This window comes from Iodidimonas muriae, assembly GCF_014647255.1.
In the GTDB taxonomy this organism is placed as follows: Bacteria; Pseudomonadota; Alphaproteobacteria; order Sphingomonadales; family Rhodothalassiaceae; genus Iodidimonas; species Iodidimonas muriae.
The window spans coordinates 164,708-186,409 of the sequence record NZ_BMOV01000004.1 but is presented as its reverse complement, the minus strand read 5'-3'; the positions used below and the strand labels follow the sequence as shown (position 1 = coordinate 186,409).

24 protein-coding genes and 2 riboswitches are annotated in these 21,702 nt (G+C 56.8%); of the genes, 12 read left to right on the top strand and 12 right to left on the bottom strand.

The annotated features are described in order from the left end of the window. Positions 1-16 precede the first annotated feature (16 nt). Positions 17-283: a DUF6356 family protein gene (locus IEX96_RS07630; protein ID WP_188873731.1), complete on the bottom strand. Its 267-nt coding sequence runs from the start codon at positions 281-283 to the stop codon at positions 17-19. A 179-nt stretch (positions 284-462) separates the two neighbouring features. Here IEX96_RS07630 and upp point away from each other — a divergent pair, with 179 nt between their 5' ends. Together upp and IEX96_RS07620 are read left to right on the top strand one after the other, a co-directional pair. Beyond that, a complete protein-coding gene (gene upp, locus IEX96_RS07625; protein WP_150005250.1) occupies positions 463-1,107 on the top strand; it encodes a uracil phosphoribosyltransferase in 645 nt (214 codons plus the stop codon). Between the two features lie 138 nt (positions 1,108-1,245). Next, complete coding sequence (locus tag IEX96_RS07620) at positions 1,246-2,625, top strand: sodium-dependent transporter (RefSeq protein WP_229773606.1); 1,380 nt, start codon at positions 1,246-1,248, stop codon at positions 2,623-2,625. Positions 2,626-2,674: 49 nt separating this feature from the next. Here the strand turns inward: IEX96_RS07620 and IEX96_RS07615 are convergent, their stop codons facing one another. Genes IEX96_RS07615 through ispH form a run of 4 tightly spaced genes read right to left on the bottom strand, consistent with a single transcriptional unit; the run spans position 2,675 to position 5,032 of the window. Continuing rightward, positions 2,675-3,118 (bottom strand): PaaI family thioesterase, encoded by a 444-nt coding sequence (locus tag IEX96_RS07615; RefSeq protein WP_150005252.1) that lies wholly within the window; start codon positions 3,116-3,118, stop codon positions 2,675-2,677. Next, complete coding sequence (locus IEX96_RS07610) at positions 3,115-3,603, bottom strand: PaaI family thioesterase (protein WP_150005253.1); 489 nt, start codon at positions 3,601-3,603, stop codon at positions 3,115-3,117. Before IEX96_RS07610 ends, IEX96_RS07615 begins: the two co-directional genes overlap by 4 nt. A gap of 11 nt (positions 3,604-3,614) precedes the next feature. Next, positions 3,615-4,061: a ribonuclease HI gene (rnhA, locus tag IEX96_RS07605; RefSeq protein ID WP_229773605.1), complete on the bottom strand. Its 447-nt coding sequence runs from the start codon at positions 4,059-4,061 to the stop codon at positions 3,615-3,617. Between the two features lie 20 nt (positions 4,062-4,081). After that, positions 4,082-5,032, bottom strand: a complete 951-nt coding sequence (gene ispH / locus IEX96_RS07600; RefSeq protein ID WP_150005254.1) for a 4-hydroxy-3-methylbut-2-enyl diphosphate reductase — start codon at positions 5,030-5,032, stop codon at positions 4,082-4,084. A gap of 232 nt (positions 5,033-5,264) precedes the next feature. Between ispH and IEX96_RS07595 the strand changes: the two genes are divergently transcribed. From IEX96_RS07595 to IEX96_RS07570, 6 genes are all read left to right on the top strand, one after another. Next, positions 5,265-5,795, top strand: a complete 531-nt coding sequence (locus tag IEX96_RS07595; RefSeq protein ID WP_150005255.1) for a hypothetical protein — start codon at positions 5,265-5,267, stop codon at positions 5,793-5,795. 62 nt (positions 5,796-5,857) lie between these two features. Then, a riboswitch (glycine riboswitch) is annotated at positions 5,858-5,964 on the top strand. Position 5,965: 1 nt separating this feature from the next. Further along, a riboswitch (glycine riboswitch) is annotated at positions 5,966-6,063 on the top strand. A 69-nt stretch (positions 6,064-6,132) separates the two neighbouring features. Further along, entirely contained in the window at positions 6,133-7,311 is a 1,179-nt protein-coding gene (gcvT, locus tag IEX96_RS07590) for a glycine cleavage system aminomethyltransferase GcvT (protein ID WP_150005256.1), read from the top strand. A 45-nt stretch (positions 7,312-7,356) separates the two neighbouring features. Then, complete coding sequence (gene gcvH, locus IEX96_RS07585; protein WP_150005257.1) at positions 7,357-7,734, top strand: glycine cleavage system protein GcvH; 378 nt, start codon at positions 7,357-7,359, stop codon at positions 7,732-7,734. 33 nt (positions 7,735-7,767) lie between these two features. Then, positions 7,768-9,138 carry an aminomethyl-transferring glycine dehydrogenase subunit GcvPA gene (gene gcvPA, locus IEX96_RS07580; RefSeq protein WP_150005258.1) on the top strand — a complete coding sequence of 457 codons (1,371 nt, stop codon included), beginning with the start codon at positions 7,768-7,770 and terminating at the stop codon, positions 9,136-9,138. A 2-nt stretch (positions 9,139-9,140) separates the two neighbouring features. After that, positions 9,141-10,709, top strand: coding sequence for an aminomethyl-transferring glycine dehydrogenase subunit GcvPB (gene gcvPB, locus IEX96_RS07575; protein WP_188873729.1), 1,569 nt, complete (start codon positions 9,141-9,143; stop codon positions 10,707-10,709). Between the two features lie 16 nt (positions 10,710-10,725). Then, complete coding sequence (locus tag IEX96_RS07570) at positions 10,726-11,118, top strand: VOC family protein (protein ID WP_150005259.1); 393 nt, start codon at positions 10,726-10,728, stop codon at positions 11,116-11,118. A gap of 9 nt (positions 11,119-11,127) precedes the next feature. Here IEX96_RS07570 and IEX96_RS07565 read toward each other — a convergent pair whose 3' ends face one another. Continuing rightward, the gene (locus tag IEX96_RS07565; protein WP_150005396.1) at positions 11,128-11,700 is read right to left on the bottom strand and encodes an adenine phosphoribosyltransferase; all 573 of its coding nucleotides are present in this window, start codon (positions 11,698-11,700) and stop codon (positions 11,128-11,130) included. Between the two features lie 8 nt (positions 11,701-11,708). Then, complete coding sequence (locus IEX96_RS07560; protein ID WP_188873728.1) at positions 11,709-12,590, bottom strand: S-methyl-5'-thioadenosine phosphorylase; 882 nt, start codon at positions 12,588-12,590, stop codon at positions 11,709-11,711. 138 nt (positions 12,591-12,728) lie between these two features. Here IEX96_RS07560 and IEX96_RS07555 point away from each other — a divergent pair, with 138 nt between their 5' ends. Next, the gene (locus IEX96_RS07555) at positions 12,729-13,085 is read left to right on the top strand and encodes an MGMT family protein (protein WP_188873727.1); all 357 of its coding nucleotides are present in this window, start codon (positions 12,729-12,731) and stop codon (positions 13,083-13,085) included. 3 nt (positions 13,086-13,088) lie between these two features. Here the strand turns inward: IEX96_RS07555 and IEX96_RS07550 are convergent, their stop codons facing one another. Then, positions 13,089-14,099 (bottom strand): DUF3179 domain-containing protein, encoded by a 1,011-nt coding sequence (locus tag IEX96_RS07550; protein ID WP_150005261.1) that lies wholly within the window; start codon positions 14,097-14,099, stop codon positions 13,089-13,091. 90 nt (positions 14,100-14,189) lie between these two features. Then, on the bottom strand, positions 14,190-15,563 hold the full coding sequence (locus tag IEX96_RS07545; protein ID WP_229773604.1) for a sodium-dependent transporter: 1,374 nt from the start codon (positions 15,561-15,563) through the stop codon (positions 14,190-14,192). Positions 15,564-15,700: 137 nt separating this feature from the next. On the opposite strand from IEX96_RS07545, the gene IEX96_RS07540 reads away from it, so the two are divergent. The 3 genes from IEX96_RS07540 to gpmA all read left to right on the top strand — a co-directional run bounded on the left by IEX96_RS07540 (position 15,701) and on the right by gpmA (position 18,750). Next, positions 15,701-17,197: an alanine/glycine:cation symporter family protein gene (locus IEX96_RS07540; RefSeq protein WP_150005263.1), complete on the top strand. Its 1,497-nt coding sequence runs from the start codon at positions 15,701-15,703 to the stop codon at positions 17,195-17,197. A 41-nt stretch (positions 17,198-17,238) separates the two neighbouring features. After that, positions 17,239-17,940: an SDR family NAD(P)-dependent oxidoreductase gene (locus IEX96_RS07535; protein WP_150005264.1), complete on the top strand. Its 702-nt coding sequence runs from the start codon at positions 17,239-17,241 to the stop codon at positions 17,938-17,940. 105 nt (positions 17,941-18,045) lie between these two features. After that, positions 18,046-18,750, top strand: coding sequence for a 2,3-diphosphoglycerate-dependent phosphoglycerate mutase (gene gpmA / locus IEX96_RS07530; RefSeq protein WP_150005265.1), 705 nt, complete (start codon positions 18,046-18,048; stop codon positions 18,748-18,750). A 12-nt stretch (positions 18,751-18,762) separates the two neighbouring features. Here gpmA and IEX96_RS07525 read toward each other — a convergent pair whose 3' ends face one another. The 3 genes from IEX96_RS07525 to IEX96_RS07515 all read right to left on the bottom strand — a co-directional run bounded on the left by IEX96_RS07525 (position 18,763) and on the right by IEX96_RS07515 (position 21,681). Continuing rightward, positions 18,763-19,761: an RluA family pseudouridine synthase gene (locus IEX96_RS07525; RefSeq protein WP_188873726.1), complete on the bottom strand. Its 999-nt coding sequence runs from the start codon at positions 19,759-19,761 to the stop codon at positions 18,763-18,765. Then, positions 19,758-20,153 (bottom strand): fluoride efflux transporter CrcB, encoded by a 396-nt coding sequence (crcB, locus tag IEX96_RS07520; protein ID WP_150005266.1) that lies wholly within the window; start codon positions 20,151-20,153, stop codon positions 19,758-19,760. The genes IEX96_RS07525 and crcB overlap by 4 nt, the downstream gene beginning before the upstream one ends. Before the next feature lie 94 nt (positions 20,154-20,247). Further along, positions 20,248-21,681 carry an FAD-binding oxidoreductase gene (locus IEX96_RS07515; RefSeq protein ID WP_150005267.1) on the bottom strand — a complete coding sequence of 478 codons (1,434 nt, stop codon included), beginning with the start codon at positions 21,679-21,681 and terminating at the stop codon, positions 20,248-20,250. Positions 21,682-21,702 lie beyond the last annotated feature (21 nt).

Genomic DNA, 21,702 nt, shown 5'->3' with positions numbered 1-21,702 from the left:
CCGAACAGTTAATGCTTCAGATTACATAATCGAAGCTGGCCATAGGCCGGTCCGGACGCCGGGCATTTTGCGGTCGCCGTTTGCGGCTGCGTATCATTTTATCATGCAGCCGCCCCACTATGGCGCTGCCGGTTTTGCTAAAACACCCCGGTAAAAAGGCGTGAACAAAACACACGCCGGCTCCGGTCAGCAATAAAACCGCGAAACTCAAGGCAGAAGCCATATGCGCGAAATAGCCTTCGCCGACGGATTTCGGGTGCTCCAGAAAAAATCGGTAAAACATGATGTGTCATTGCCTCGGCTGATGCATTAGATTTTCTAATGTTTTACTATAGCAAATCTTATCAAAACTGCCATGAATTTCACATCACCCCGTCTTCAAAGCCCGATTGCCGCAATCCTTGCTTGATCGAACCGGCGTGGAGTGGTCAATTGCACGAAACTGCGTTGAGGGAGAAATCAATGACGCGCACAGACCAGGATGGCTTAACCGTAATCGACCACCCACTTATCCGGCATAAGCTGACCATCATGCGCCGCACCGGCACATCATCGGCACAATTCCGCCAATTGCTACGCGAAATCAGCTTGCTTCTGGCCTATGAAGTGACCCGCGATTTGCCTTTGGAAGATGTGGAAATTGAAACGCCACTGGCCATCACCCAGAAAAAACAGCTTTCCGGCAAAAAGCCCTGCTTTGTTTCGATCATGCGGGCGGGCGATGGCTTGCTTCAGGGCTTGTTGGATCTGGTCCCCTCGGCGCGTGTCGGACATGTGGGGCTATACCGCGATCACGACACATTGCAGCCGGTGAAATACTATTTCAAAATGCCCCATGGCCTTGATGAACGCCATGTTCTGGTGGTGGACCCGATGTTGGCCACCGGCAATTCCGCCGCAGCCGCCATTTCGCTGGTCAAGGAAGCCGGAGCCACCAATATCCGCTTTTTGTGCCTTGTGGCCGCGCCGGAAGGGGTGAAAGCCCTGCGGGATGCCCACCCCGATGTTCCCATTTTCACCGCAGCCCTTGATGAAGGGTTGAATGAAAAAGGCTATATCATGCCCGGCTTGGGGGATGTGGGCGACCGACTTTTCGGCACCAAATAACGCATGACGGAAGGGAAGGCATGCAGCAAGGGCGTATTTTTTTTGCGCCGTTGCAGCGGCCTGTCTTCCAATGCATTATGCAGTGATAAGCCCATGAAGGCATCATAGATAGAACAAGATATGGGGAAGGATTCATCCATGGCAGGGCCTGCTCCCGCAGCGCACGAAAACTGGTCGTCGCGTCTCGCCTTTATGTTTGCAGCCATCGGCAGTGCCGTAGGCTTGGGGAATATCTGGAAATTCCCCTATGAAGCAGGGGAAGGCGGCGGCGGCGCCTTTGTCCTGATCTATCTGGCCTTTGTATTCGGCATTGGCGTGCCGGTGATGATCGCAGAACTCTCGCTGGGGCGGCGCGGGAAAATGTCTCCCCCCAATGCGGTGAGAAGTGTTGCCAAACAAGAAGGGCGCTCAAACCTTTGGTCCATCGCCGGCTGGTCCGGTGTTATTGGCGCGTTCCTTGTGCTCAGCTTTTATTCGGTAATCGCGGGGCTGACGCTCTCTTATATGGTGGATAGCTTCTCCGGCTCCATCGATACACTTGATGCCAGTAATTCTGCAGATTATTTCGGCTCCATAACGGGCAATTTCCCGCTCCTTTTATTGTGGCATGCCATTTTCATGGGATTGACCATTGCGGTGGTCGCGCGGGGGATTCACGGTGGTCTGGAAAAAGCAGTCACATGGCTGATGCCTGCCCTGTTCGCTATTCTGATCCTGTTGGTCAGCTATGCCATGGCTGTGGGCGATGCGGCCTCTACCTTCAAGTTTTTATTCCAGCCCGATTTTTCAAAAGTCACACTGGAAACCGTTATTCAAGCGCTTGGGCAGGCCTTCTTCTCGCTCTCTTTGGCGCTAGGTTCCATCATGGCCTATGGCGCCTATGTGCCCAAGGATGTGTCTTTGCCCAAATCCGCCTTCATCATTGCCGGGGCGGATACCGCGGTTGCGATTTTGGCTGGCTTGGCCATTTTCCCCATCGTGTTTCACTATGGGCTGGAACCGGGCGCAGGACCGGGCCTTGTGTTCATCACCCTTCCTGTCGCTTTTGCACAAATGCCCGGCGGCATCCTCGTGGGTGGGGCTTTCTTCTTGTTGCTCGCCATTGCCGCCCTTACCTCGGCAATTTCCTTGCTAGAGCCCATCGTGGCATGGCTGGAAGAACATCGCGGCATCAATCGCGTCAAATCGGCCATCGGTGGCGGCATAGCCATTTTCATTCTGGGGATCGGCTCTGTCCTGTCCTTCAATTACTGGGCGGATGTCACCTTCTTACGCGGCACCGTTCTGGATAATCTGGATTTCCTCACCAACAATATCATCATGCCATTGGGCGGACTGTTGGTGGCTGTTTTTGTGGGCTGGCGCATGAAGCGCATCAGCATCCGCGATGAACTGGCACCGAAAAGCGAATTCGGCTTTGCTCTGTGGCTGTTCATGCTGCGCTATGTGTGCCCCTTGGCGCTGGGGCTGATCTTCATGGGATTTGCGTTCCGGGGCCTGTTATTCGGCGAAGGCTAATCCCACTCATAAAGGCTGATACGCTCCGTTCAAAAAGGGTGTGTCAGCCTTATGAGACAAGGAAATGCATCTGCGCTTCGGCCACAGGCTTTTGACGGTCTTCTTGCCAGGCGCTTGCCCGCACAGAGGCAATCCGCCGCCCCTGCCTCACGATAAGGGCGCTGGCATAAAGATCACAAAGCCCCGCACTGCGCAGGAAATCCACGGTGACCGTCACAGGTTTGGGCAAGCTGTCCCGCGCCACAGGCTCTCCCTTGAGATAAGCCTCCCACATTACCTGCGCCATGGCGGCAAATTCCAAAGTCGCCCCCACAACGCCGCCATGATAGCGCCCCGGCGCACCGATATGCTTGATGTCATATTTCAAATGCACCAGCATATCGTCGCCATTTCTTTGCAAAAACATGCCCATAAACCCGGCATAGGGAATAGCCGCCAAAGACACCTCTTGGGCGCTATTTTCTTTCAAAGCGGCAAAGACCTCCGGAGTCATGCCTGATCCTTTTTCGTGCTATCTTTTTCATCCGCCTGTTGTTCGGAAGATGCCACGTGGCTTGGCGGCCGGTTCAAGATGAAGCTGGCCGTGGCATGGGCGATAGGGCTGTCTTCACTATCATGAAAAGCCACGCCGCGCACAAACGCCACCTGCCGCGTCAGCTTATAACAATGGGCGCTGGCATAAAGATCCCGTCCCGGCGTTGCCGGTTTCAAATAATCGACCCGCAAATCAAGGGTCGCCACCGGCACCAAGGATGGCAAAGCAGAAAAGACAGCCGTCCCCAGAACCGAATCAAGCAGCGTAAACACCGCGCCGCCCGCCATAACCCCGCTATCCGCATAGGCTACAAGACGATCCGCCCAAGGCAGGCGCATTTTCGCATGGGCCTTATCCATCTCGCAAAGCTCGATGCCAAGCGCCGATAATTGCGGCACAAGCCCCATCATTGAAGCGAGAGTGTCCTTATCGGGAAGGGCCATAAACGCTCCTCTTATGATTTATAAGGGGCCATCCCCTCATTGGCCAATTGGTCGGCCGCTTCATTGCCTTCATGTCCGGCGTGGCCCTTGACCCAATGCCAGGACACCTGATGACGCGCCAGCGCCTGATCCAGAGCCTGCCATAAATCCACGTTTTTCACCGGCTTTTTAGAGGCTGTGCGCCAATCACGTGCTTTCCAGTTGTGAATCCACTGGGTAATGCCTGAACGCACATAGGTGCTGTCCGTATAAAGATCCACCTGGGCAGGGCGCTTCAAAGCCTCGAGCGCCTTGATGGCGGCCGTCAGTTCCATACGGTTATTGGTGGTCTCTGCCTCGCCGCCCTTCAGGGTTTTCTCATGGCCGTTCCAACGCAGCAAAACGCCCCAGCCACCGGGGCCGGGATTCCCCGAACACGCCCCGTCGGTATAAATCTCGACGCGATGTTTTCCAGACACACTCATCTTTAAGCGAGTGTTCAGGCGGCGCTATCGCGCAGGGCAGCCGGTATTTTGAAGGTGACCGCTTCCCGTGCGGTTTCCACCTCTTCCAACCGGACGTCATAATGCTCGGACAAGGCGGAAATAACCTCCTGCACCAGCACTTCCGGTGCCGAGGCTCCGGCGGTGATACCGATGGTGGTCACGCCCTTCAACCATTCCCAATCAATCTCTGCGGCTTTTTGCACCAGACGCGACGGCACACCCTGCTTTTCCGAGACTTCCACCAAACGGCGGGAATTCGAGGAATTGGGGGCGCCGATCACCAACAACCGGTCACAGCGCTCGGCAATGGCCTTCACCGATTCCTGACGATTGGTGGTGGCATAGCAAATATCTTCCTTGCGCGGCCCATGAATATGCGGGAAGCGGCGGGTCAATATTTCAACGATGCCTGCGGTATCGTCCACCGACAATGTGGTCTGGGTCACATAGGCAAGATTCGCGGGATCTTTGGGTTGGACCGTTTCGGCATCTTCTTCCGATTCGATCAAGGTGATGGCCCCGTCTGCCACCTGCCCCATGGTGCCGATCACTTCCGGATGGCCCGCATGGCCAATCATCAGAATATGATAGCCCGTGCGGTCGTGATGCTCTACTTCCCGGTGCACTTTCGATACCAGCGGGCATGTGGCATCCACATACATCAGCTTACGGCGATCTGCTTCGGCGGGGATATTTTTGGGAACGCCATGGGCGGAAAATACCACCGGCACATCATCAGGCACTTCATCCAGTTCCTCGACGAAAATAGCGCCTTTGCCTTCCAGCTCTTCCACCACATGGCGGTTATGAACAATCTCGTGGCGCACATAAACCGGAGCACCGAATCGCTCCAGCGCCAGTTCGACAATTTTGATTGCACGATCAACGCCTGCGCAAAAACCACGCGGGGCTGCAAGAAGAATAAGAAGGCTCGGTTTGCTCATGGGGGTCCAGTCCTTTGGTGCCGATAAGGCCGATACGCCCTCATGTGGACGCAACATCAGCATAGCGCAAGCATCTTTGGGAAAAAACCGTTTCAATTTTGAATGAGCGGTGAAAGCTCTGGGGGTAAACAGCACGTCTCCAAATGCCAGCAGTGATTGCCATCACGCGCCCAAGGCCTTAAGGGTATTTTGCACCATGCCGATCTTGCCAACATCAAATTGAAGAGACTCGATGTCCAGAATGCGCCAATTGCTGAAACTCGCTGTTTTGGGCTCGCTTGCAACGCTTGCGGCCTGCGGCTCCAATAAAAATCCTCTGGAAGTGACAGTGCAGCGCTGCCCGGCCCTCGCGGTGGTGGGGGGCACCGGGTCTTATACCCGCTTTATCGGCGAGGAGAGAAATGCGGCCGATGTCGCCTATGAAGCCAGTATCTCCAATCTGGGCCTCGATTGCGACCAAGGCCGCGATGTGGTGAGCGATGTGTCCTTCACCATTGCCGCCATGCGTGGCCCGGCTTTGCCTGCCACGGGGGATGTCTCCCTGCGCTGGTTCGTGGCGGTGGTGCGCGACAATTCGGAAATCGTCGCCAAGGATATTTATGACACCCGCCTTCACTTCGAGGCCGATCAACAACGGGCCATAAGCCGTGAAACCATCCGCCAGATCCTGCCCACCATCGAGCAGGCCCGGCGCTATGATTACGAAATTCTGATCGGCTTCCAGCTGGATGCCCAAGACGTGCGCTATAATCTGCTGCGTTGACAGAGACGCACTTGGACGGATAGAGGAACGACACATATTGTCTAGCGGCGGGTAACCGTCACTGGCCGCCTGCGGGAGAGAGCCTGAACAGGGCCCACATCACCCCGTTCACGACGCCGAAGGAGCAACCGCCCCGGAAACTCTCAGGCAAAAGGACCGTTGGCGGCGGACACTCTGGAAAGCAGCAAGGGTAATCCTTGCTCACCGACGGGGATAAGGCGGCGCTCTTTGGGCGTTGGTGAAATCTCTCAGGTTCCGTGACAGAGGGGGCTTGTTGGTGCCGCATTTCGCGGCCAAAGCCCTTTGCGCCATCACGGCGCCTGAACGGAGCCGCAGAATGACCGATGCCCCTAAGCCTGATACCGCACCCACCACGGCGGCCACCAAAACCACAGCCCTACATAGCCTGCATCTGGAATTGGGCGGCAAGATGGTGCCCTTTGCAGGCTATGACATGCCGGTGCATTATCCCTCCGGCATCATGGCCGAGCATCTTCACACCCGTGAAAAAGCCGGGCTGTTCGATGTTTCCCATATGGGGCAGGCCTATCTGACCTCCCTTCAAGGCTCCACCGATGTAGCCGTGGCCCTTGAAAGTCTGGTGCCCGGAATATTGGCCACATTAAAGCCAGGTGCCATGCGCTATACGCTTTTGCTGAATGACGAAGGCGGTATTCTTGACGATCTGATGGTTACCCGGCGCAAGGATGGCGAAGACGGCTTGTTTCTGGTGGTGAATGCCGGCCCCAAAGACAGTGATTTTGCCCATATCTCCAAAAAGCTTGAAGGCCGCGCCCAGCTACAACGCCTGGATGGCCGCGCCCTGCTTGCCCTTCAAGGGCCAAAAGCGGCAACGGTTCTGGCCGATATTGCACCGGACTGCGCAGCACTTTCCTTCATGGAAGCGCTATGGACCGAAATCGACGGTATCCCGACGATTATCAGCCGTTCCGGCTATACCGGCGAAGACGGTTTTGAAATCTCCATCCCTGCGGAACATGCCGAACGCTTCGCCCGGCGTTTGCTGGCCTATGAAGATGTGGCCCCCATCGGGCTTGGCGCACGCGATTCACTGCGTCTGGAAGCGGGCCTGTGCCTTTATGGCCATGATATCGATACGGCAACCACGCCCGTGGAAGCGGCTCTTAAATGGGCCGTCCCCAAAGCACGCCGCGAACGGGCGGATTTCCCCGGTGCCGCCAAAATCCTGCAACAATTCACCGATGGGACAGACCGCGTGCGCGTTGGCATCCGCCCCAAAGACCGCACCATTGCCCGCGAAGGCACCCCCATCACCACCGCCGATGGCACACGCACCATTGGCGCGCTGACCTCCGGCGGTTTTGGCCCTACATTGGGCGGGCCGGTGGCCATGGGCTATGTAGAAAGCGCCTTTCAGGCCCCCGGCACCGATCTGGGGCTTTTGGTGCGCGGCAAGGTTCGCCCTGCCAGCGTCCAGGCCTTGCCGTTCGTTACACAGAATTATGTGCGAAAAACCGCTAAAACAAAGGGCTGACTGCCTGAAATTCGTTGATAATCATCAAGATAAGGGAGCATTGAAATGACCATGATCCGATATAGCGAAGACCATGAATGGGTCCGCGTGGAAGATGGCAAAGGCACCGTAGGCATCACCGATTATGCCCAAGCCCAATTGGGCGATGTGGTGTTTGTGGAACTGCCGGAAAAAGGCGCAACATTGACCAAAGGCGATGAAGCCGCCGTTGTGGAATCCGTGAAAGCCGCCAGCGAGCTTTATGCCCCGGTTTCCGGCGAGATTATCGGGTTGAACACGGCAGTGGTGGATGAACCGGCCACCGTGAACACAAGCCCTTTGGATGCCGGATGGTTCTTTGAAATCGCCTTGAGCGACCCGTCGGAACTGGATGATCTGATGGATGAAGACGCCTATGAGGCTTTTGTCAAAGATTTGGGATAACCGGCTGTAACGCCCGCAAAAAGGCCTTCGCCCATGCGCTATCTTCCGCATAACGAGACTGACCGCCGAGCCATGCTTTCGGCCATTGGCGCTAAATCCATCGACGATTTGTTCCGCGATGTACCGCCCGCGGCCCGGCTTGATGCCTTGCTGGACCTGCCTTTGCATAAAAGCGAAATGGAGGTGGACCGCCTGTTCCGCGATTATGCCCGGCAAAATGTCCCGGCAGCGGAACATGCCTTTTTCGTGGGCTGTGGAGCTTATCGCCACCATGTCCCGGCAACGGTGGATCATCTCATTCAACGGGGCGAATTCCTGACCGCCTATACGCCTTATCAGCCGGAAATTGCCCAGGGTACGCTGCAATATCTGTTTGAATTTCAAACACAAGTGGCCAATCTTTTGGGCTGCGATGTGGCCAATGCCTCACTCTATGATGGCTCCACCGCTTGCGGCGAAGCGATCTTGATGGCACGGCGTATCACACGGGGCCGCAAACGGGCGATTCTTGCTGGCGGATTGCACAGCCATTATGGCGATGTGGCGCAAACCATGACCCGCTTTGGCGATGAAGATGTGGTGCGCCTCGCCCCCTCCCCCGATGATGCACAAGGCGATATGGACCGTCTGATCGCCGCCATTGACGACAATACCTCCTGCGTGGTGGTACAAACCCCCGACATGTTCGGCCATTTGCATGATCTAGGCCCCATCGCCGAGGCCGCCCATGCAAAAGGCGCGCTTTTGGTAGCGGTGGTGACAGAAGTGGTGTCTTTGGGCGCTGTGCGGTCCCCCGGCGAAATGGGAGCGGATATCGTGGTGGCCGAAGGGCAATCCATCGGCAACAGTCTCAATTTCGGCGGCCCCTATCTGGGTCTGTTTGCAACCCGTGCAAAGTTCGTGCGCCAAATGCCGGGGCGCTTGGTTGGGGAAACAGTGGATGCAGACGGCCAACGTGGTTTCGTGCTGACCCTTTCCACCCGTGAACAGCATATCCGTCGGGAAAAGGCCACCTCCAATATCTGCACCAATTCCGGTTTGTGCTCTTTGGCCTTTACCATCCATATGACCTTGCTTGGCGAAGAGGGCTTGCGCAAATTGGCGTTGCTCAATCACCGGCAGGCCACACGCCTGAAGGCAGCGCTTTCCGGTATCAAGGGCGTAAAGGTGCTCAACAGCCAGTTCTTCAATGAAGTGTCGGTGCGCCTTGACCGTCCTGCGGCCCCGGTGGTCGAAGCCTTGGCCGGGCGCAAAATTCTGGCCGGTGTTCCCGCCTCGCGGCTGTACCCTGATCGGGACGATCTCGCCAATATCTTGATCCTTGCCACCACTGAAACGGTGAGCGACGGGGATATTGCGGCCCTTTCGGATGCCTTGGCCGATATTATGCAAGCGGAGCTTTGATCATGTCCATGAACCGAACCGGACGTCCCACCCAAAGCGGCCCGAATTCTTCAAACAATGCCGTTCCGTTTGAAACCACCAGCGGCCACCGCGGATTGCATCTTGTAGAGCCCCTGATTTTCGAGATTGGCGATGCACGCCATAGCGGGGTGGATCTGGAAGACGTGGGGGATTTCGACCATGCCCTAGGCGGGCTGGAACGCGAAGACCGCATGGGCCTTCCCGGATTATCGGAACCCGAAACGGTGCGCCATTATACCCGGTTGAGCCAAAAGAATTACGGCATCGACAGCGGCTTTTTCCCGCTGGGCTCCTGCACCATGAAGCACAATCCCCGGATCAATGAAAAGGTCGCCCGCCTGCCCGGTCTTGCCGATATTCACCCCCTACAACCGGAAAGCACCGTGCAAGGTGCCTTGGCGGTAATGCGCGATCTGGCCCATTGGCTGACCACATTGACCGGCATGCCCAGTGTGGCGCTAAGCCCCAAGGCCGGAGCGCATGGCGAGCTGTGCGGCATCATGGCCATTCGTTCGGCTTTGGAAGCGCGCGGCGATGCCCGCAAAGTGATTTTGGTGCCGGAAAGCGCCCATGGAACCAACCCCGCCACCGCCGCCTTTTGCGGCTATCAAGTAAAGGCCATTCCGGCAAATGACGATGGCCGGGTGGATCTAGCGGCCTTGAAAGCCGCCCTTGGTCCTGATGTGGCGGGCATCATGCTCACCAACCCCAATACCTGCGGCCTGTTTGAACGCGATATTATCGAGATCGCCGACGCGGTGCATGAAGCGGGCGGGTTCTTTTATTGCGACGGGGCCAATTTCAATGCCATCGTTGGGCGCGTGCGTCCGGGCGATCTGGGCATTGATGCCATGCACATCAATCTGCACAAAACCTTTTCCACCCCCCATGGGGGCGGCGGTCCCGGCTCTGGCCCTGTGGTGTTTTCCAAAGCCCTTGCCCCTTATGCGCCGATCCCCTTTGTGGAAGAGGGCGAGGAAGGGCTCTTCTTGCGCGAACATAAAGCCGCCGAGGGCGATAAAAGCTTTGGGCGTTTGGTGGCCTTCCATGGGCAGATGGGCATGTATGTACGCGCGCTTGCCTATATGATGAGCCATGGAGCCGATGGCTTACGGCAAGTGGCCGAAGATGCGGTGTTGAACGCCAATTATCTGCTGCATGAACTGGCCAGCGACATGACTCCGTCTTTTGAAGGGCCCTGCATGCATGAAGCGCTCTTTGATGACCGCTTCTTGAAAGACACCGGCGTTTCCACGCTGGATTTTGCCAAGGCGATGATCGACGAAGGCTATCATCCCATGACCATGTATTTCCCGTTGGTGGTGCATGGGGCCATGCTGATCGAGCCCACGGAAACCGAATCGAAAGATACGCTGGATCAGTTCATCGCTTCCATGCGCGCCCTTGCCAAAGCAGCACGCGCAGACGAGACAGACCGCTTCACCGGTGCCCCTTATTTCGCGCCATTGAAGCGTCTGGATGAAACCCGCGCCGCCCGCCAACCGATCCTGAAATGGACCGCACCGCAATCACAAGAAGCGGCGGAATAACGAAAGAGCAAAGCCCATGCCGATGATCGCCGCCATCAGCCTATTGGTTCGCGATTATGACGAAGCCATCGCTTTTTATTGCGATATGCTGGGGTTTTCTTTGCTGGAAGATCAGCCATTGGGCGGCGGTAAACGCTGGGTGCGCGTTGCCCCGCCCGACGGGCAAGGCGCGTGTCTTTTATTGGCAAAGGCCGAAGGGGCGGATCAAATCGCCCGCATCGGCGATCAAACCGGCGGGCGCGTGGGCTTTTTCCTGCACACAGACAATTTCACCCGCGATTATGACCGCATGAAAAAAGCCGGGGTGCAATTTTGCGAACAGCCGCGCCATGAAGCCTATGGCAGCGTTGCGGTTTTCAAAGACCTTTATGGCAATGGCTGGGATCTTATCCAGCCCATCGCCACCTAGGCCGAATAGTCAATCCCCTGCGAAAGCACACAGGGTCATGACCTCGACCCCCATATCGCGGATTTTTTGCGCTCCGCCCAGATCGGGAAGATCAATGGCAAAACAGGCCGCAACCACGGTGCCGCCCGCTTGCCGGATCAGCTTGATTGCCGCTTCGGCGGTGCCGCCGGTGGCAATCAGGTCATCGGTAAGCAGCACCAGATCGCCTGACCGCACCGCATCTTCATGCATTTCCAACCGGTCTTCGCCATATTCAAGCTGATAGCTTTCACCGATGGTGCGATAGGGCAATTTGCCCGGCTTGCGGATAGGGATAAAACCACAGGCCAGTTGATGGGCAATGGCCCCGCCCAGAATGAAGCCGCGTGCTTCAATCCCCGCGACCTTGTCAATGGACACGCCCACATAGGGCTGCACCAGTTCATCCACCGCTTTGCGGAAGCCTTTTGCATCGGCCAAAAGCGTGGTGATATCCCGGAACTGGATACCCTTTTTGGGAAAATCGGGGATGGTGCGCACCCTGGATGTGGCCCAGCGGCTTGCCAGGTCGCCCACTTGATTTATCTGCTGTTCTTTTTGCATTTTCCCGGTCATTGCGCCGCCCTCCCCAGAACACGTCCGGCCACAGCATCCAGCCGATCCATCAAAGCCGCATCGCGCTTGTCGGGATGGGTAACAATGGCCATTTCCAAAGCCCGGTCACAGCCTGCTTCACAGGTCTCGGACCGTTCCTCCATAATAAGGGGCGCCGTATCGGCCACCAGCTTTTGGGCGGTCTTGGCATTGTTCACCAGAATTTCCAGCACAGCGCTCACATCCACATGCGCCTCCCCCTCGCGCCAGCAATCATAATCGGTGACCATCCCCACCGTCAGATAACAGATCTCTGCTTCGCGGGCGAGACGGGCCTCCGGCATATTGGTCATGCCGATCAGATCCGCCCCCCACTGACGATAAAGATGCGATTCAGCCCGTGTCGAGAATTGCGGGCCTTCCATCACCAGATAGGTGCCTTTTTCATGCAAGGGGATGCCCAGCGCCTTGGCCGCCACAGCCACCTTCTGCCGCAGCCGCGAACAGGTGGGTTCTGCCATGGACACATGGGCCACAAGGCCATTCTCGAAAAAGGACAAAGGCCGGGCGCGGCTGCGATCAATGAATTGATCCACCAGAACAAAATCGCCCGGCGCCATATCTTCCCGCAGCGATCCACACGCCGATAAGGATAAAATATCGGTCACGCCAAGACGCTTCAGGCAATCGATATTGGCGCGGTAATTGATGCCGGTGGGGCTAAGCCGATGGCCCACCCCGTGGCGAGGCAAAAAGGCCAGTTCCAGATCCCCCAAGCGCCCGCGCACGATCTTGTCGGACGGCGATCCGAAAGGCGACTCCACATGGACGGCGCGCACATCCGAAAGCCCATCCATATCATAAAGCCCGCTGCCGCCGATTATTCCAAGAACGCCCATAGCCAAAATCCCGTGCAAATGAAAAGAAAGTTTCGCGCCGCAAATGGGTGCGCGAGCGGTGCTGTGAAGTCAAGGTCTTGCGGGCATGGGGGGCTTATGGGTAACTCAGCTTTGAACAGACAGAATGGCAAGGCTTTCATGAACACACAAAAAACAAAGCGTATCCACAAGCTGGTCTGCGCGATCCCTTCGGGGCAGGTGGCAAGCTATGGGCAGATTGCACGCTATGTCCCCGGTGTTACGGCACGCATGGTGGGCTATGCCTTGGCTGGCATCGGGGATAAAACGGGCATCCCGTGGCACCGTGTGGTGAATGCGAAAGGAACGGTGAGCCCGCATCAGGGCGCTTTTGAGCAACGCCAAAGATTGGAAGCGGAAGGCATCCAATTCAATGCACGCGACCAACTGGATTGGTCGCAAGCGTTATGGCCCGGCCCGGACCCGCTGTTATTGCTGGGCCTGGGGCTAGACCCCGAAGATGCGTTCCGCACTTAGCTCTTAGGGGGTTTCCATGTCATGAATGATTTGGGCATCGGGATAAAAGGCGTGGAAGGCAAAAGCAAAATCCACGCCATGCACCACATCCACAAGCCCGTCAGCGGTTTTGCGCTGCACGCTGACATTGCCCACATCCCGTGACCGGTCGATCTCATGGGCATCCAAAGCGCTGGCTTGGCCCGGCACCCATTCCAGAACCAACCCGTCCATGGTTTCAATGCGTGTTTCGCGGCGCAAAAGGTCCAGTGTCCAGGCCCGCTCTCCCACGCTCACCACACGGGCCATGGCGGGAATATCCTTGGGCAGGCTGCCATCATATAAGAAGGGGCGGGCAAGGCTGTCATAGCCCTCATAAGGATTGCCCCCATAAAGTCCGGTGCGGCTATAGGGGCGCTTCAACACCTTGCCATGGGGAAAGCGCTCTTTGAATCGGGCAAAACTTTCCAGGCGGGATGGCAAACGCTCCAGCTCGGCTCCGGTCAACCGCCCGACAATGCCGGTGCCGGTGAATTGCTGCCACCAGCTTTCGGTTTGCCGGTCATACATCACCAGATCCGAATTGCGCAGCTTGCCCGTGGTGCCAAATTCCAGCTCACGGCCATTATACTGCCGCTCGAACACGATGGCGGCATTGCACAAGGGGCAGAATGTTACAGCAATGGGTATATCGCCCATACGGTCATTGACGATTTCATGGCGTGTCAGAATGGCCAAGGGATAGGCCCGCGCCTCGCCCGCAACCTCAAGACTGATGACCGGCGAGCGGTCTGTCAGCCAATCGGCCTCTTTGATCGTTTCAAAACCGGGCCGGTCGATGGACGGAATACCGTCTTTGGGCGGGCCGCCGGAGAAAATCTCGGAAAGGTCCACTGACCGCTTGGTGAAATCCGTTTTCTTCCACTCGGTCTTCCAACCGCGCGGGATATCTTGCGCGGCAACCATATGCGGCGCGATGAAAGCCGTCACAGCAAAAAGCCAGAGGGCAGAAGCGATAATCAACCGGATTTTCATGGGCTTATCCTATCAGCTTTTTACTTTTGAACCGATCAATACCCCTTCAAAAGCGCTCAAACTGCCGTGAGACGGGATCAGATGTATGGCCTAAATCAGATTCACAAGGAACAAGATCGCCACCGCCACAGGGGTAATCCAGCGCAGGGAGAAAATCCAAAAACGGAACAGCAATCCGCCTTCTACCCCCAGTTCCGTCATCACCGCTTTCCGCGCCAAAAGCCGCCCTGCGAACCATGAAATAATCAGCGCCCCAATGGGCAGAATCAACTTGTCCAAGCCATTGGTGATCAATCCAAAGAATGTCATGCCCTCAAGACCCGGTAAAAAGCCCAAGGGCGAAAAATCTTTCCACAGATTGAAGCTGAAAATGTTCAACAAGCCCAACAGCCAACTGCCAAAAGCGGCAATCATCGTGCCTTTGATGCGACTAACCCCGCGTTCCGCCAGCCACGCAGCCACGGGTTCATAAAGGGCGATGGCCGATGTCAGAGCTGCGATGAACAAAAAGAAGAAGAACAGCGTCCCCAGAATATCGCCACCGGGCATGGTGGAAAAGGCCAGCGGCAAGGTGACGAACACCAATCCCGGCCCGCCTGAAGGGTCCAGCCCATTGGCAAAAACAATGGGGAATACCGCCAATCCGGCCAGCAAGGCCACCGCCGTATCGGCCGCCACCACCATGCCGGAGGCACGAAAGATGGACGCATCCTTGGGCAGATAGGCGCCATACATCATCACGCCGCCGATCCCCACCGACAGGGTGAAAAAAGCCTGCCCCACGGCGGCCAGCGCCATATCCGGGGTCAGCTTCGAGAAATCGGGACGGAACAGATACTCGATGGCACGGCCTGCATCCCCTGTGGCCAGAGCATAAATCACCAACAAGATCAGCAAAACCCCCAAAGCCGGGGTCATCACCGTAACGGCGCGTTCGATGCCTTTCTTCACGCCCATGGCAACGATGCCCAAGGTGGCCAGAATGAACAGCCCCTGCCAGAATAACAAACGCGGCACAGACGCTTTCAGATCATCGAAATGCTGGCTGGCGGTTTCCGCTGTAAAGCTGGAAAACATCCCCCGCGCGCCAAAGGAAATATAATCCAGCGTCCATCCGGCGATCACCGAATAAAAGCTCATCACGAACAGTCCGGCCAACAGGCCGAACAGCCCCGGAATACGCCAGCCTTTGGACTTGCCATGCTCCACCGCTTGGCGCCGCAGCGCTTCGGGCGGGCTGGCGGCGCCCCGCCTGCCGATGACCACTTCGGCCACAAAGATCGGAGCGGCCACCAGCACCAGCCCGATCAGATACACCGCCACAAAAGCGGCCCCGCCATTTTCGCCGGCGGCATAGGGGAACTTCCACACATTGCCAAGGCCCACAGCGGCCCCTACAGCGGCGAAGATGAAAGCAAAGCGGGATGAAAATTGAGGAGAGTTGGAAGAGGCCGCGTGCGCCACGGTCAGGTCCTTTTATTATTTTACTGACGAGACAGTGCAGATTGAGAGCCAAAACTTCAAGCGTCATATCCTTGCCGTTCAATGAACCTGCCCCTAAGCTGTCTTACATAAGGAATCTTAAGAAAGATAAGAACAAGATGCGTGCATATAATCTGGGGAAAACCGCCATATTGGCTGTATTTGCAGCGCTTTTATTGGTGTCTGGCCCGGCATCGGCGAGTGTTATAGATCAGATGATCGATGGGCTTTCAGGAGCCGTTTTCTATAAAATCAGCCTATTTGGAACGCCTGTTGAACTTATTGTGATCTGGATGGCCGCCCCTATGCTGTTTCTCACAGTGTATTTTGGCTTCATCAATCTGCGCTCTTTCAAATTGGCAGGCCGAATCCTGAAGGGCCAATATCGCGACGATAATGCCCCCGGTGAAGTCACTCAGTTCCAAGCCTTATCCACGGCCCTTTCAGGCACGGTTGGATTGGGCAATATCGCAGGGGTTGCCATTGCCATTGCCATGGGTGGCCCCGGCGCCGCCTTTTGGATGACGGTGATCGGCTTTTTCGCCATGACGCTGAAATTTGCCGAATGTACGCTGGGCGTGAAATACCGCAAACACCATGAAGACGGCACGGTATCTGGCGGGCCCATGTATTATCTGGGCCGGGGTTTGGCGGCGCGCGGCTGGAAAAAAATCGGCTTCGTTCTGGCTTGGAGCTATGCCCTGTTCGCCATTCCTTCCTTGCTGCAAATCGCACAGGTGAACCAGTCCTACAGCCAGTTCTCCGCTGTCACCGGCATTGATGCCCCTTGGCTGTTCGGCATCGTTTTGGCGGGGCTTGTAGCCGTCGTGATCGTTGGCGGCATTAGCAAGATCGCCAGCGTAACGGTAAAGCTGGTGCCCTTGATGGCCGCGCTTTATATCGGGGCGGCGCTGTTTATCATTTTGTCCAATGCCGCCCAGATCCCCGATGCCTTTGCCCTGATTATACGCGAAGCCTGGAAGCCCGAAGCCGGCATAGGCGCCATTATCGGAGCCTTTGTATGGGGCATGCGCCGTGCCGTTTATTCCACGGAAGCGGGCCTTGGGTCTGCCACCATCGCCCACGCGGCCGCCAAAACCCGCGAACCGGTTTCCGAAGGCATGGTAGCGCTTTTAGAGCCGTTCATTGATACGGTGGTGATTTCTTCCATGACCGCCCTTGTGATCGTGGTCACCGGCGCTTGGCAGGTGGAAGGGCTGACCGACATTCAAATGACAAGCTGGGCCTTTAACAGCGTGATCGATGGCTTCGATATCGTTCTGGCGGTGGCCGTTGTGCTCTTTGCCTATTCAACCATCATCAGCTGGGGCTATTATTCCAGCAAGATCTGGGCCTTTGTCTTTGGCAGCTCAACCACGAGCAACACCTTGTTCAAAGTCGTTTATGTGGTGGCCTTGATCCCCGGCGGGGTGTTCACCGTGTCGCAGGTATTTGATATCATGGACAGCTTCTTTTTCCTGATGGCTGTGCCCAATATCATCGGCATTTACCTGATGGCCGGAGAATTGAAACGCGACATCAAAAGCTATCATGCGCGCCTTAAAAGCGGCGAAATCAAACGGGCGGACCAAATGGTGGAAAGCCCGGCGCGATAGCACAAGGCCCCAATTCCGCACCCTCTAACCGGAGATGGCTTATGGCTCGACCTGTCTGTGCGATTATCGGCGTTGGCCCCGGCAATGGTTTGGCTCTGGCCAAACGCTTTTCCCAAGGCGGCTATGATGTGGCATTGCTTTCGCGCAGCCATGAAAAGCTCGATATGTTCGCAAAACAGGTGGATAGGGCCCGCACCTATCCATGTGATGCAGCCGATCCGGAAAGCCTGGCCTCTGCATTTCAGGCTGTTGCCGGTGACATGGGGGCGGTGGATGTCTTGTGCTTTAATGTGGGCGGCGGAAGCTGGAGCACACCGGATGCCACCACAGTTGAAGACATGGACCGCGCCTTTCGTATCAACGCCACGGGCCTTTTGTGCGCGGCGCAGCAGGTTATCCCCGGCATGATCAAAAAAGGCGGCGGGGCCATTATGATAAGCGGGGCCACCGCTTCGGTGCGAGGCGGGCCGAAAACCACCGCCTTTGCTGCGGCCAAGGCCGCCCAACGTTCCGTGGCGCAATCTCTGGCGCGGTTTTTAAGCCCCAAAGGCATCCATGTGGCGCTGTTTATCATTGACGGGGTGATCGATCTGCCCCGCACCCGCAAGGTGTTGCCCGACAGGCCCGATACGTTTTTCCTGAAAGCCGACGATATCGCCGACACCATTTTCCATACGGCCCGCCAGCCCAAATCCGCATGGACATTTGAAATGGATTTACGGCCCTTTGTGGAGCGTTGGTAAACCGGTCACGCGGATGGTGTTATACCGCTCAAGACTTTCTTGACGCGGCAACGCCTTATTGGGCACAAACGTCCCTCCCCTCCTTCCCAATTACAGGACACCGCCATGCCCGATCTGATTTTGCTGCGCCACGGCCAAAGCCAATGGAATTTGGAAAACCGCTTCACAGGCTGGGTCGATGTGGACCTGTCGGACAAGGGCCGAAGCGAAGCCATGGAAGCCGGAAAGCTGATCCGCGACCACGGTCTGGAACCGGATTTGTGCTTCACATCGCTGCTGAAACGCGCCATTCGCACCCTGCATATCGCCCTGGATGAACTGGACCGCCTGTGGCTGCCGGTGGAAAAATCATGGCGTTTGAATGAACGGCATTATGGCGGGCTGCAAGGGCTGAACAAAAAGGAAATGACCGATAAGGTCGGGGCGGAACAGGTACATATCTGGCGCCGCAGCTATGATGTGCCGCCGCCCGCTTTAAAAGACAACGATCCCGGCTTGCCGATCAACGACCGGCGCTATCGCACCATCGATCCGGCCCTTTTACCACATAGCGAAAGTCTCAAGGATACGGTGGAGCGGTTTTTGCCCTATTGGCATGAGCGGCTGGCCCCGGCCTTGAAAGCGGGCAATACCGTTCTGGTGGCAGCGCATGGCAATTCCTTACGCGCGCTGATCAAATATCTGGACAAGATTTCCGATGACGATATCCCAAATCTGGAAATCCCCACTGGCACACCGCTTTTATACCGGCTTGATGATGACCTTGCCCCCATCGAGCATTATTATCTCAGCGACCGGCCTGCGCCTTAAGAAAGTCGTTCCTTAGACAAAACCCGCATCTTCAAACGGATCGTCTTCATAATCCGCATCCCAGCCAAAGGTTTCCCATGTGGCATCCATATGGTTGGGAAGCGGAGCGATCACATCCACCACCCCGCCATCGGGATGGGGCACCCGCAAACGGCGGGCATGCAAATGCAGTTTTCGTGACACAAGGCCGCCCAAGAACGCTTCCGAACCGCCATATTTCCCATCTCCCACAATCACATGCTCCATATGGGCGCAATGCAGGCGCAATTGATGGGTGCGGCCGGTCAAGGGTTTCAGCGCCAGCCAAGCGGCCTTTTGCCCGGCATTTTCAATCACCGCATAAAGCGTGCGGGCGGGCTTGCCACGGTCTGTCACCACCATACGTTCGCCCCCCGGCCCGGGCAGCTTTTCCATCGGTGCCAAAATCTTGCCTTCGCGCGGGCTGGGCGTGCCCTTGACCAATGCCCAATAAACCTTATGGGCATCGCGCCCCTTGAACGCCGCCGCCAATTCCGATGCCGCACGCACCGTACGGGCGATCATCAAAACCCCCGACGTATCCTTGTCCAAACGGTGCACAAGGCGTGGGCGTTCATCGTTTTTGCCAAACCGCAAAGCGTCTAGCAGACCATCCACATGGCGAGTGATCCCCGGCCCTCCTTGGGTCGCCAATCCCGCTGGCTTATTCAGCGCGATCACCTGCTCGTCTTTATACAAAACCCAAGAGCGCACTTCTGCAATGTCTTGATCGCTCAGCCCTTCTTTTGGCGTGCGTCCGGCCCCCCGCGGTGACTGGGTTGCGTCTGCCCCCACAGGAGGAACACGAATGTCCTGACCGGCGGCGATACGATCCCCCGGCTTAGCCCGCTTGCCATCCAGCCGGATTTGCCCGGTGCGCAAAAGCCGGGACAAAACCCCGAAAGACAAGCCCGGATAATGGCGCTTGAACCACCGGTCCAGACGAATCCCGTCTTCATCTTGAGAGACACTGAGATGTTGCACATCGCTCATGCGAAAATCCGTCCTACATAAAGGCCCGCAAACAATCCAATGACCGACAGGCCAACGGAAAGCAGGCTATAAGAAGCCGCCACACCAAGCTGGTGGCGTTCGATCATCAAGGCCACCTCAAGGGAAAAGGCGGAAAAGGTGGTGAAGCCACCCAACAAGCCCACAGCCAAAAACCCGCGCAAAGCGGGCGTTAGCGAAAAGCGTACCGCCAAAGCTTCCACCAAAAGCCCCATCAAGAAAGCCCCTGCGATATTGACCATCAGCGTGCCATAGGGGAAACCGCCCCCGGTCAACCGCATGATCCATCCGGCCAGATAATGGCGCGACAACGCCCCCAATGCGCCCCCTGCCGCAATGGCAAACGGCATGGATATTGAAAAACCGCCCCCCATTTTTCGCCTTCCTGTTTTGAAATGCCCCGCCACGGCCTTGATGGCGTGTTGCGCAGGCTTTTGCTACACTGGCCCGCACCATGATACAAGCGGCTCAATGGCCGGGCATGGCCAGAATACGTCCGGGATTGAGAATATTATTGGGATCGAGCGCCGTTTTTATCCGGCGCATGGCCGCAAGGGCCGCCGGGTCTTTATAACGCTCAAGATCCCCCACCTTCATCCGGCCAATGCCATGTTCCGCAGAAATCGAGCCGCCCATTTCCACCGTAAGGTCATGCACCATGCGGCTGATGTCAGCCCAGCGGTCCAGAAACGCCGCCTTGTCTGCCCCTTCGGGCTGGGTGAAATTGGCATGCAGATTACCGTCGCCCAAATGTCCGAAAATACAAGGGCGAATCCCCGGCACTCGGTGCGCCAACTGCTCTGTCACCTGCTGGATAAATTGGGGAATTCTGGATTGCGGCAAGGAAAGATCATGCTTGATGGACCCACCCGCATATTTTTGCGCCTCGGACAATGAATGGCGCAACCGCCAAAGCCCTTCCGCCTGTTCTTCGCTTGCCGCCACCACCGCATCTTGCACCATGCCCTTTTCATGGGCCGATGCCAGCGCCTGTTCCAAAACCGGATCAAGATCTTCCGCCTGATTGCTGGAGGCCAATTCCATCAACACATACCACGGATAGGCCGTTTCCATAGGGTCCCGGCACCGGGGCATATGGCAACTCACCAGTTCCAGCCCGAACCGCGGGATCAGTTCAAAAGCGATCAACCGGTCCCCACAGGCCTCCTGCATATGGGCCAGCAATGCCAAGGCATCTGCCACATCCTTCAAGCCCGCAAAAGCAACCGCATGGCAGTGCAAGGCCGGATACAGTTTCAACGTCGCCGCTGTGACCACCCCCAATGTGCCTTCGGCCCCGCACAAAAGCGACTTCAGATCATAGCCGGTATTGTCTTTATGAAGGCGCGTAAGCCCGTGATAAATCTCACCGGTGGGGAGCACCGCTTCCAGCCCCAAGATCAGGCTCCGCATGGTGCCATATTTCAGCACATGCACCCCGCCCGCATTGGTAGAGATCGCACCGCCGATGGTTGCCGTACCTTCAGAGGCAAGACTTAAAGGAAACAGGCGATCACGGGCTTTGGCCGTTTCCTGTACGGCTTGCAGGGTTACCCCCGCTTCAACGCCAAGCGAAAATCCATCCCCCGAAACATCATCGCGCACGGCGGTCATGCGCTTTAAAGAAAGCAACACTTCACCGCCGCCCGCATCGGGCACGCCACCCCCCACAAGCCCGGTATTGCCGCCTTGCACCACCAGCGGCACATGACGATCATTGGCCACGCGCACAATGCGGGCCACCGCTTCGGTGTTATCGGGCTTTAACAGGATCGACGACCTGCCTTGATAACGGTCGCGCCATTCCACCAGATGCGGCGCGATTTCATCCGCATTGGTGGACCAGCTTTTGTCATCCAAAACCGCCTTGAAGGCAGCCATATCATCGGGGCGAATGGTCATGGAACAAGAGTGGGTCTTTTT

Bases quoted from the DNA above. Each gene is read 5' to 3' on its own strand.
- IEX96_RS07565 (WP_150005396.1), bottom strand. From the start codon at position 11,700: ATGCAAAAAGAACAGCAGATAAATCAAGTGGGCGACCTGGCAAGCCGC.
- IEX96_RS07610 (WP_150005253.1), bottom strand. From the start codon at position 3,603: ATGGCCCTTCCCGATAAGGACACTCTCGCTTCAATGATGGGGCTTGTG.
- gcvH (WP_150005257.1), top strand. From the start codon at position 7,357: ATGACCATGATCCGATATAGCGAAGACCATGAATGGGTCCGCGTGGAA.
- upp (WP_150005250.1), top strand. From the start codon at position 463: ATGACGCGCACAGACCAGGATGGCTTAACCGTAATCGACCACCCACTT.
- IEX96_RS07540 (WP_150005263.1), top strand. From the start codon at position 15,701: ATGCGTGCATATAATCTGGGGAAAACCGCCATATTGGCTGTATTTGCA.
- gcvPB (WP_188873729.1), top strand. From the start codon at position 9,141: ATGTCCATGAACCGAACCGGACGTCCCACCCAAAGCGGCCCGAATTCT.
- IEX96_RS07630 (WP_188873731.1), bottom strand. From the start codon at position 283: ATGTTTTACCGATTTTTTCTGGAGCACCCGAAATCCGTCGGCGAAGGC.
- gcvPA (WP_150005258.1), top strand. From the start codon at position 7,768: ATGCGCTATCTTCCGCATAACGAGACTGACCGCCGAGCCATGCTTTCG.
- IEX96_RS07570 (WP_150005259.1), top strand. From the start codon at position 10,726: ATGCCGATGATCGCCGCCATCAGCCTATTGGTTCGCGATTATGACGAA.
- IEX96_RS07560 (WP_188873728.1), bottom strand. From the start codon at position 12,590: ATGGGCGTTCTTGGAATAATCGGCGGCAGCGGGCTTTATGATATGGAT.
- crcB (WP_150005266.1), bottom strand. From the start codon at position 20,153: ATGGGGGGCGGTTTTTCAATATCCATGCCGTTTGCCATTGCGGCAGGG.
- IEX96_RS07515 (WP_150005267.1), bottom strand. From the start codon at position 21,681: ATGACCATTCGCCCCGATGATATGGCTGCCTTCAAGGCGGTTTTGGAT.
- IEX96_RS07595 (WP_150005255.1), top strand. From the start codon at position 5,265: ATGTCCAGAATGCGCCAATTGCTGAAACTCGCTGTTTTGGGCTCGCTT.
- IEX96_RS07620 (WP_229773606.1), top strand. From the start codon at position 1,246: ATGGCAGGGCCTGCTCCCGCAGCGCACGAAAACTGGTCGTCGCGTCTC.
- IEX96_RS07535 (WP_150005264.1), top strand. From the start codon at position 17,239: ATGGCTCGACCTGTCTGTGCGATTATCGGCGTTGGCCCCGGCAATGGT.
- ispH (WP_150005254.1), bottom strand. From the start codon at position 5,032: ATGAGCAAACCGAGCCTTCTTATTCTTCTTGCAGCCCCGCGTGGTTTT.
- IEX96_RS07555 (WP_188873727.1), top strand. From the start codon at position 12,729: ATGAACACACAAAAAACAAAGCGTATCCACAAGCTGGTCTGCGCGATC.
- gpmA (WP_150005265.1), top strand. From the start codon at position 18,046: ATGCCCGATCTGATTTTGCTGCGCCACGGCCAAAGCCAATGGAATTTG.
- IEX96_RS07615 (WP_150005252.1), bottom strand. From the start codon at position 3,118: ATGACTCCGGAGGTCTTTGCCGCTTTGAAAGAAAATAGCGCCCAAGAG.
- IEX96_RS07550 (WP_150005261.1), bottom strand. From the start codon at position 14,099: ATGAAAATCCGGTTGATTATCGCTTCTGCCCTCTGGCTTTTTGCTGTG.
- IEX96_RS07525 (WP_188873726.1), bottom strand. From the start codon at position 19,761: ATGAGCGATGTGCAACATCTCAGTGTCTCTCAAGATGAAGACGGGATT.
- gcvT (WP_150005256.1), top strand. From the start codon at position 6,133: ATGACCGATGCCCCTAAGCCTGATACCGCACCCACCACGGCGGCCACC.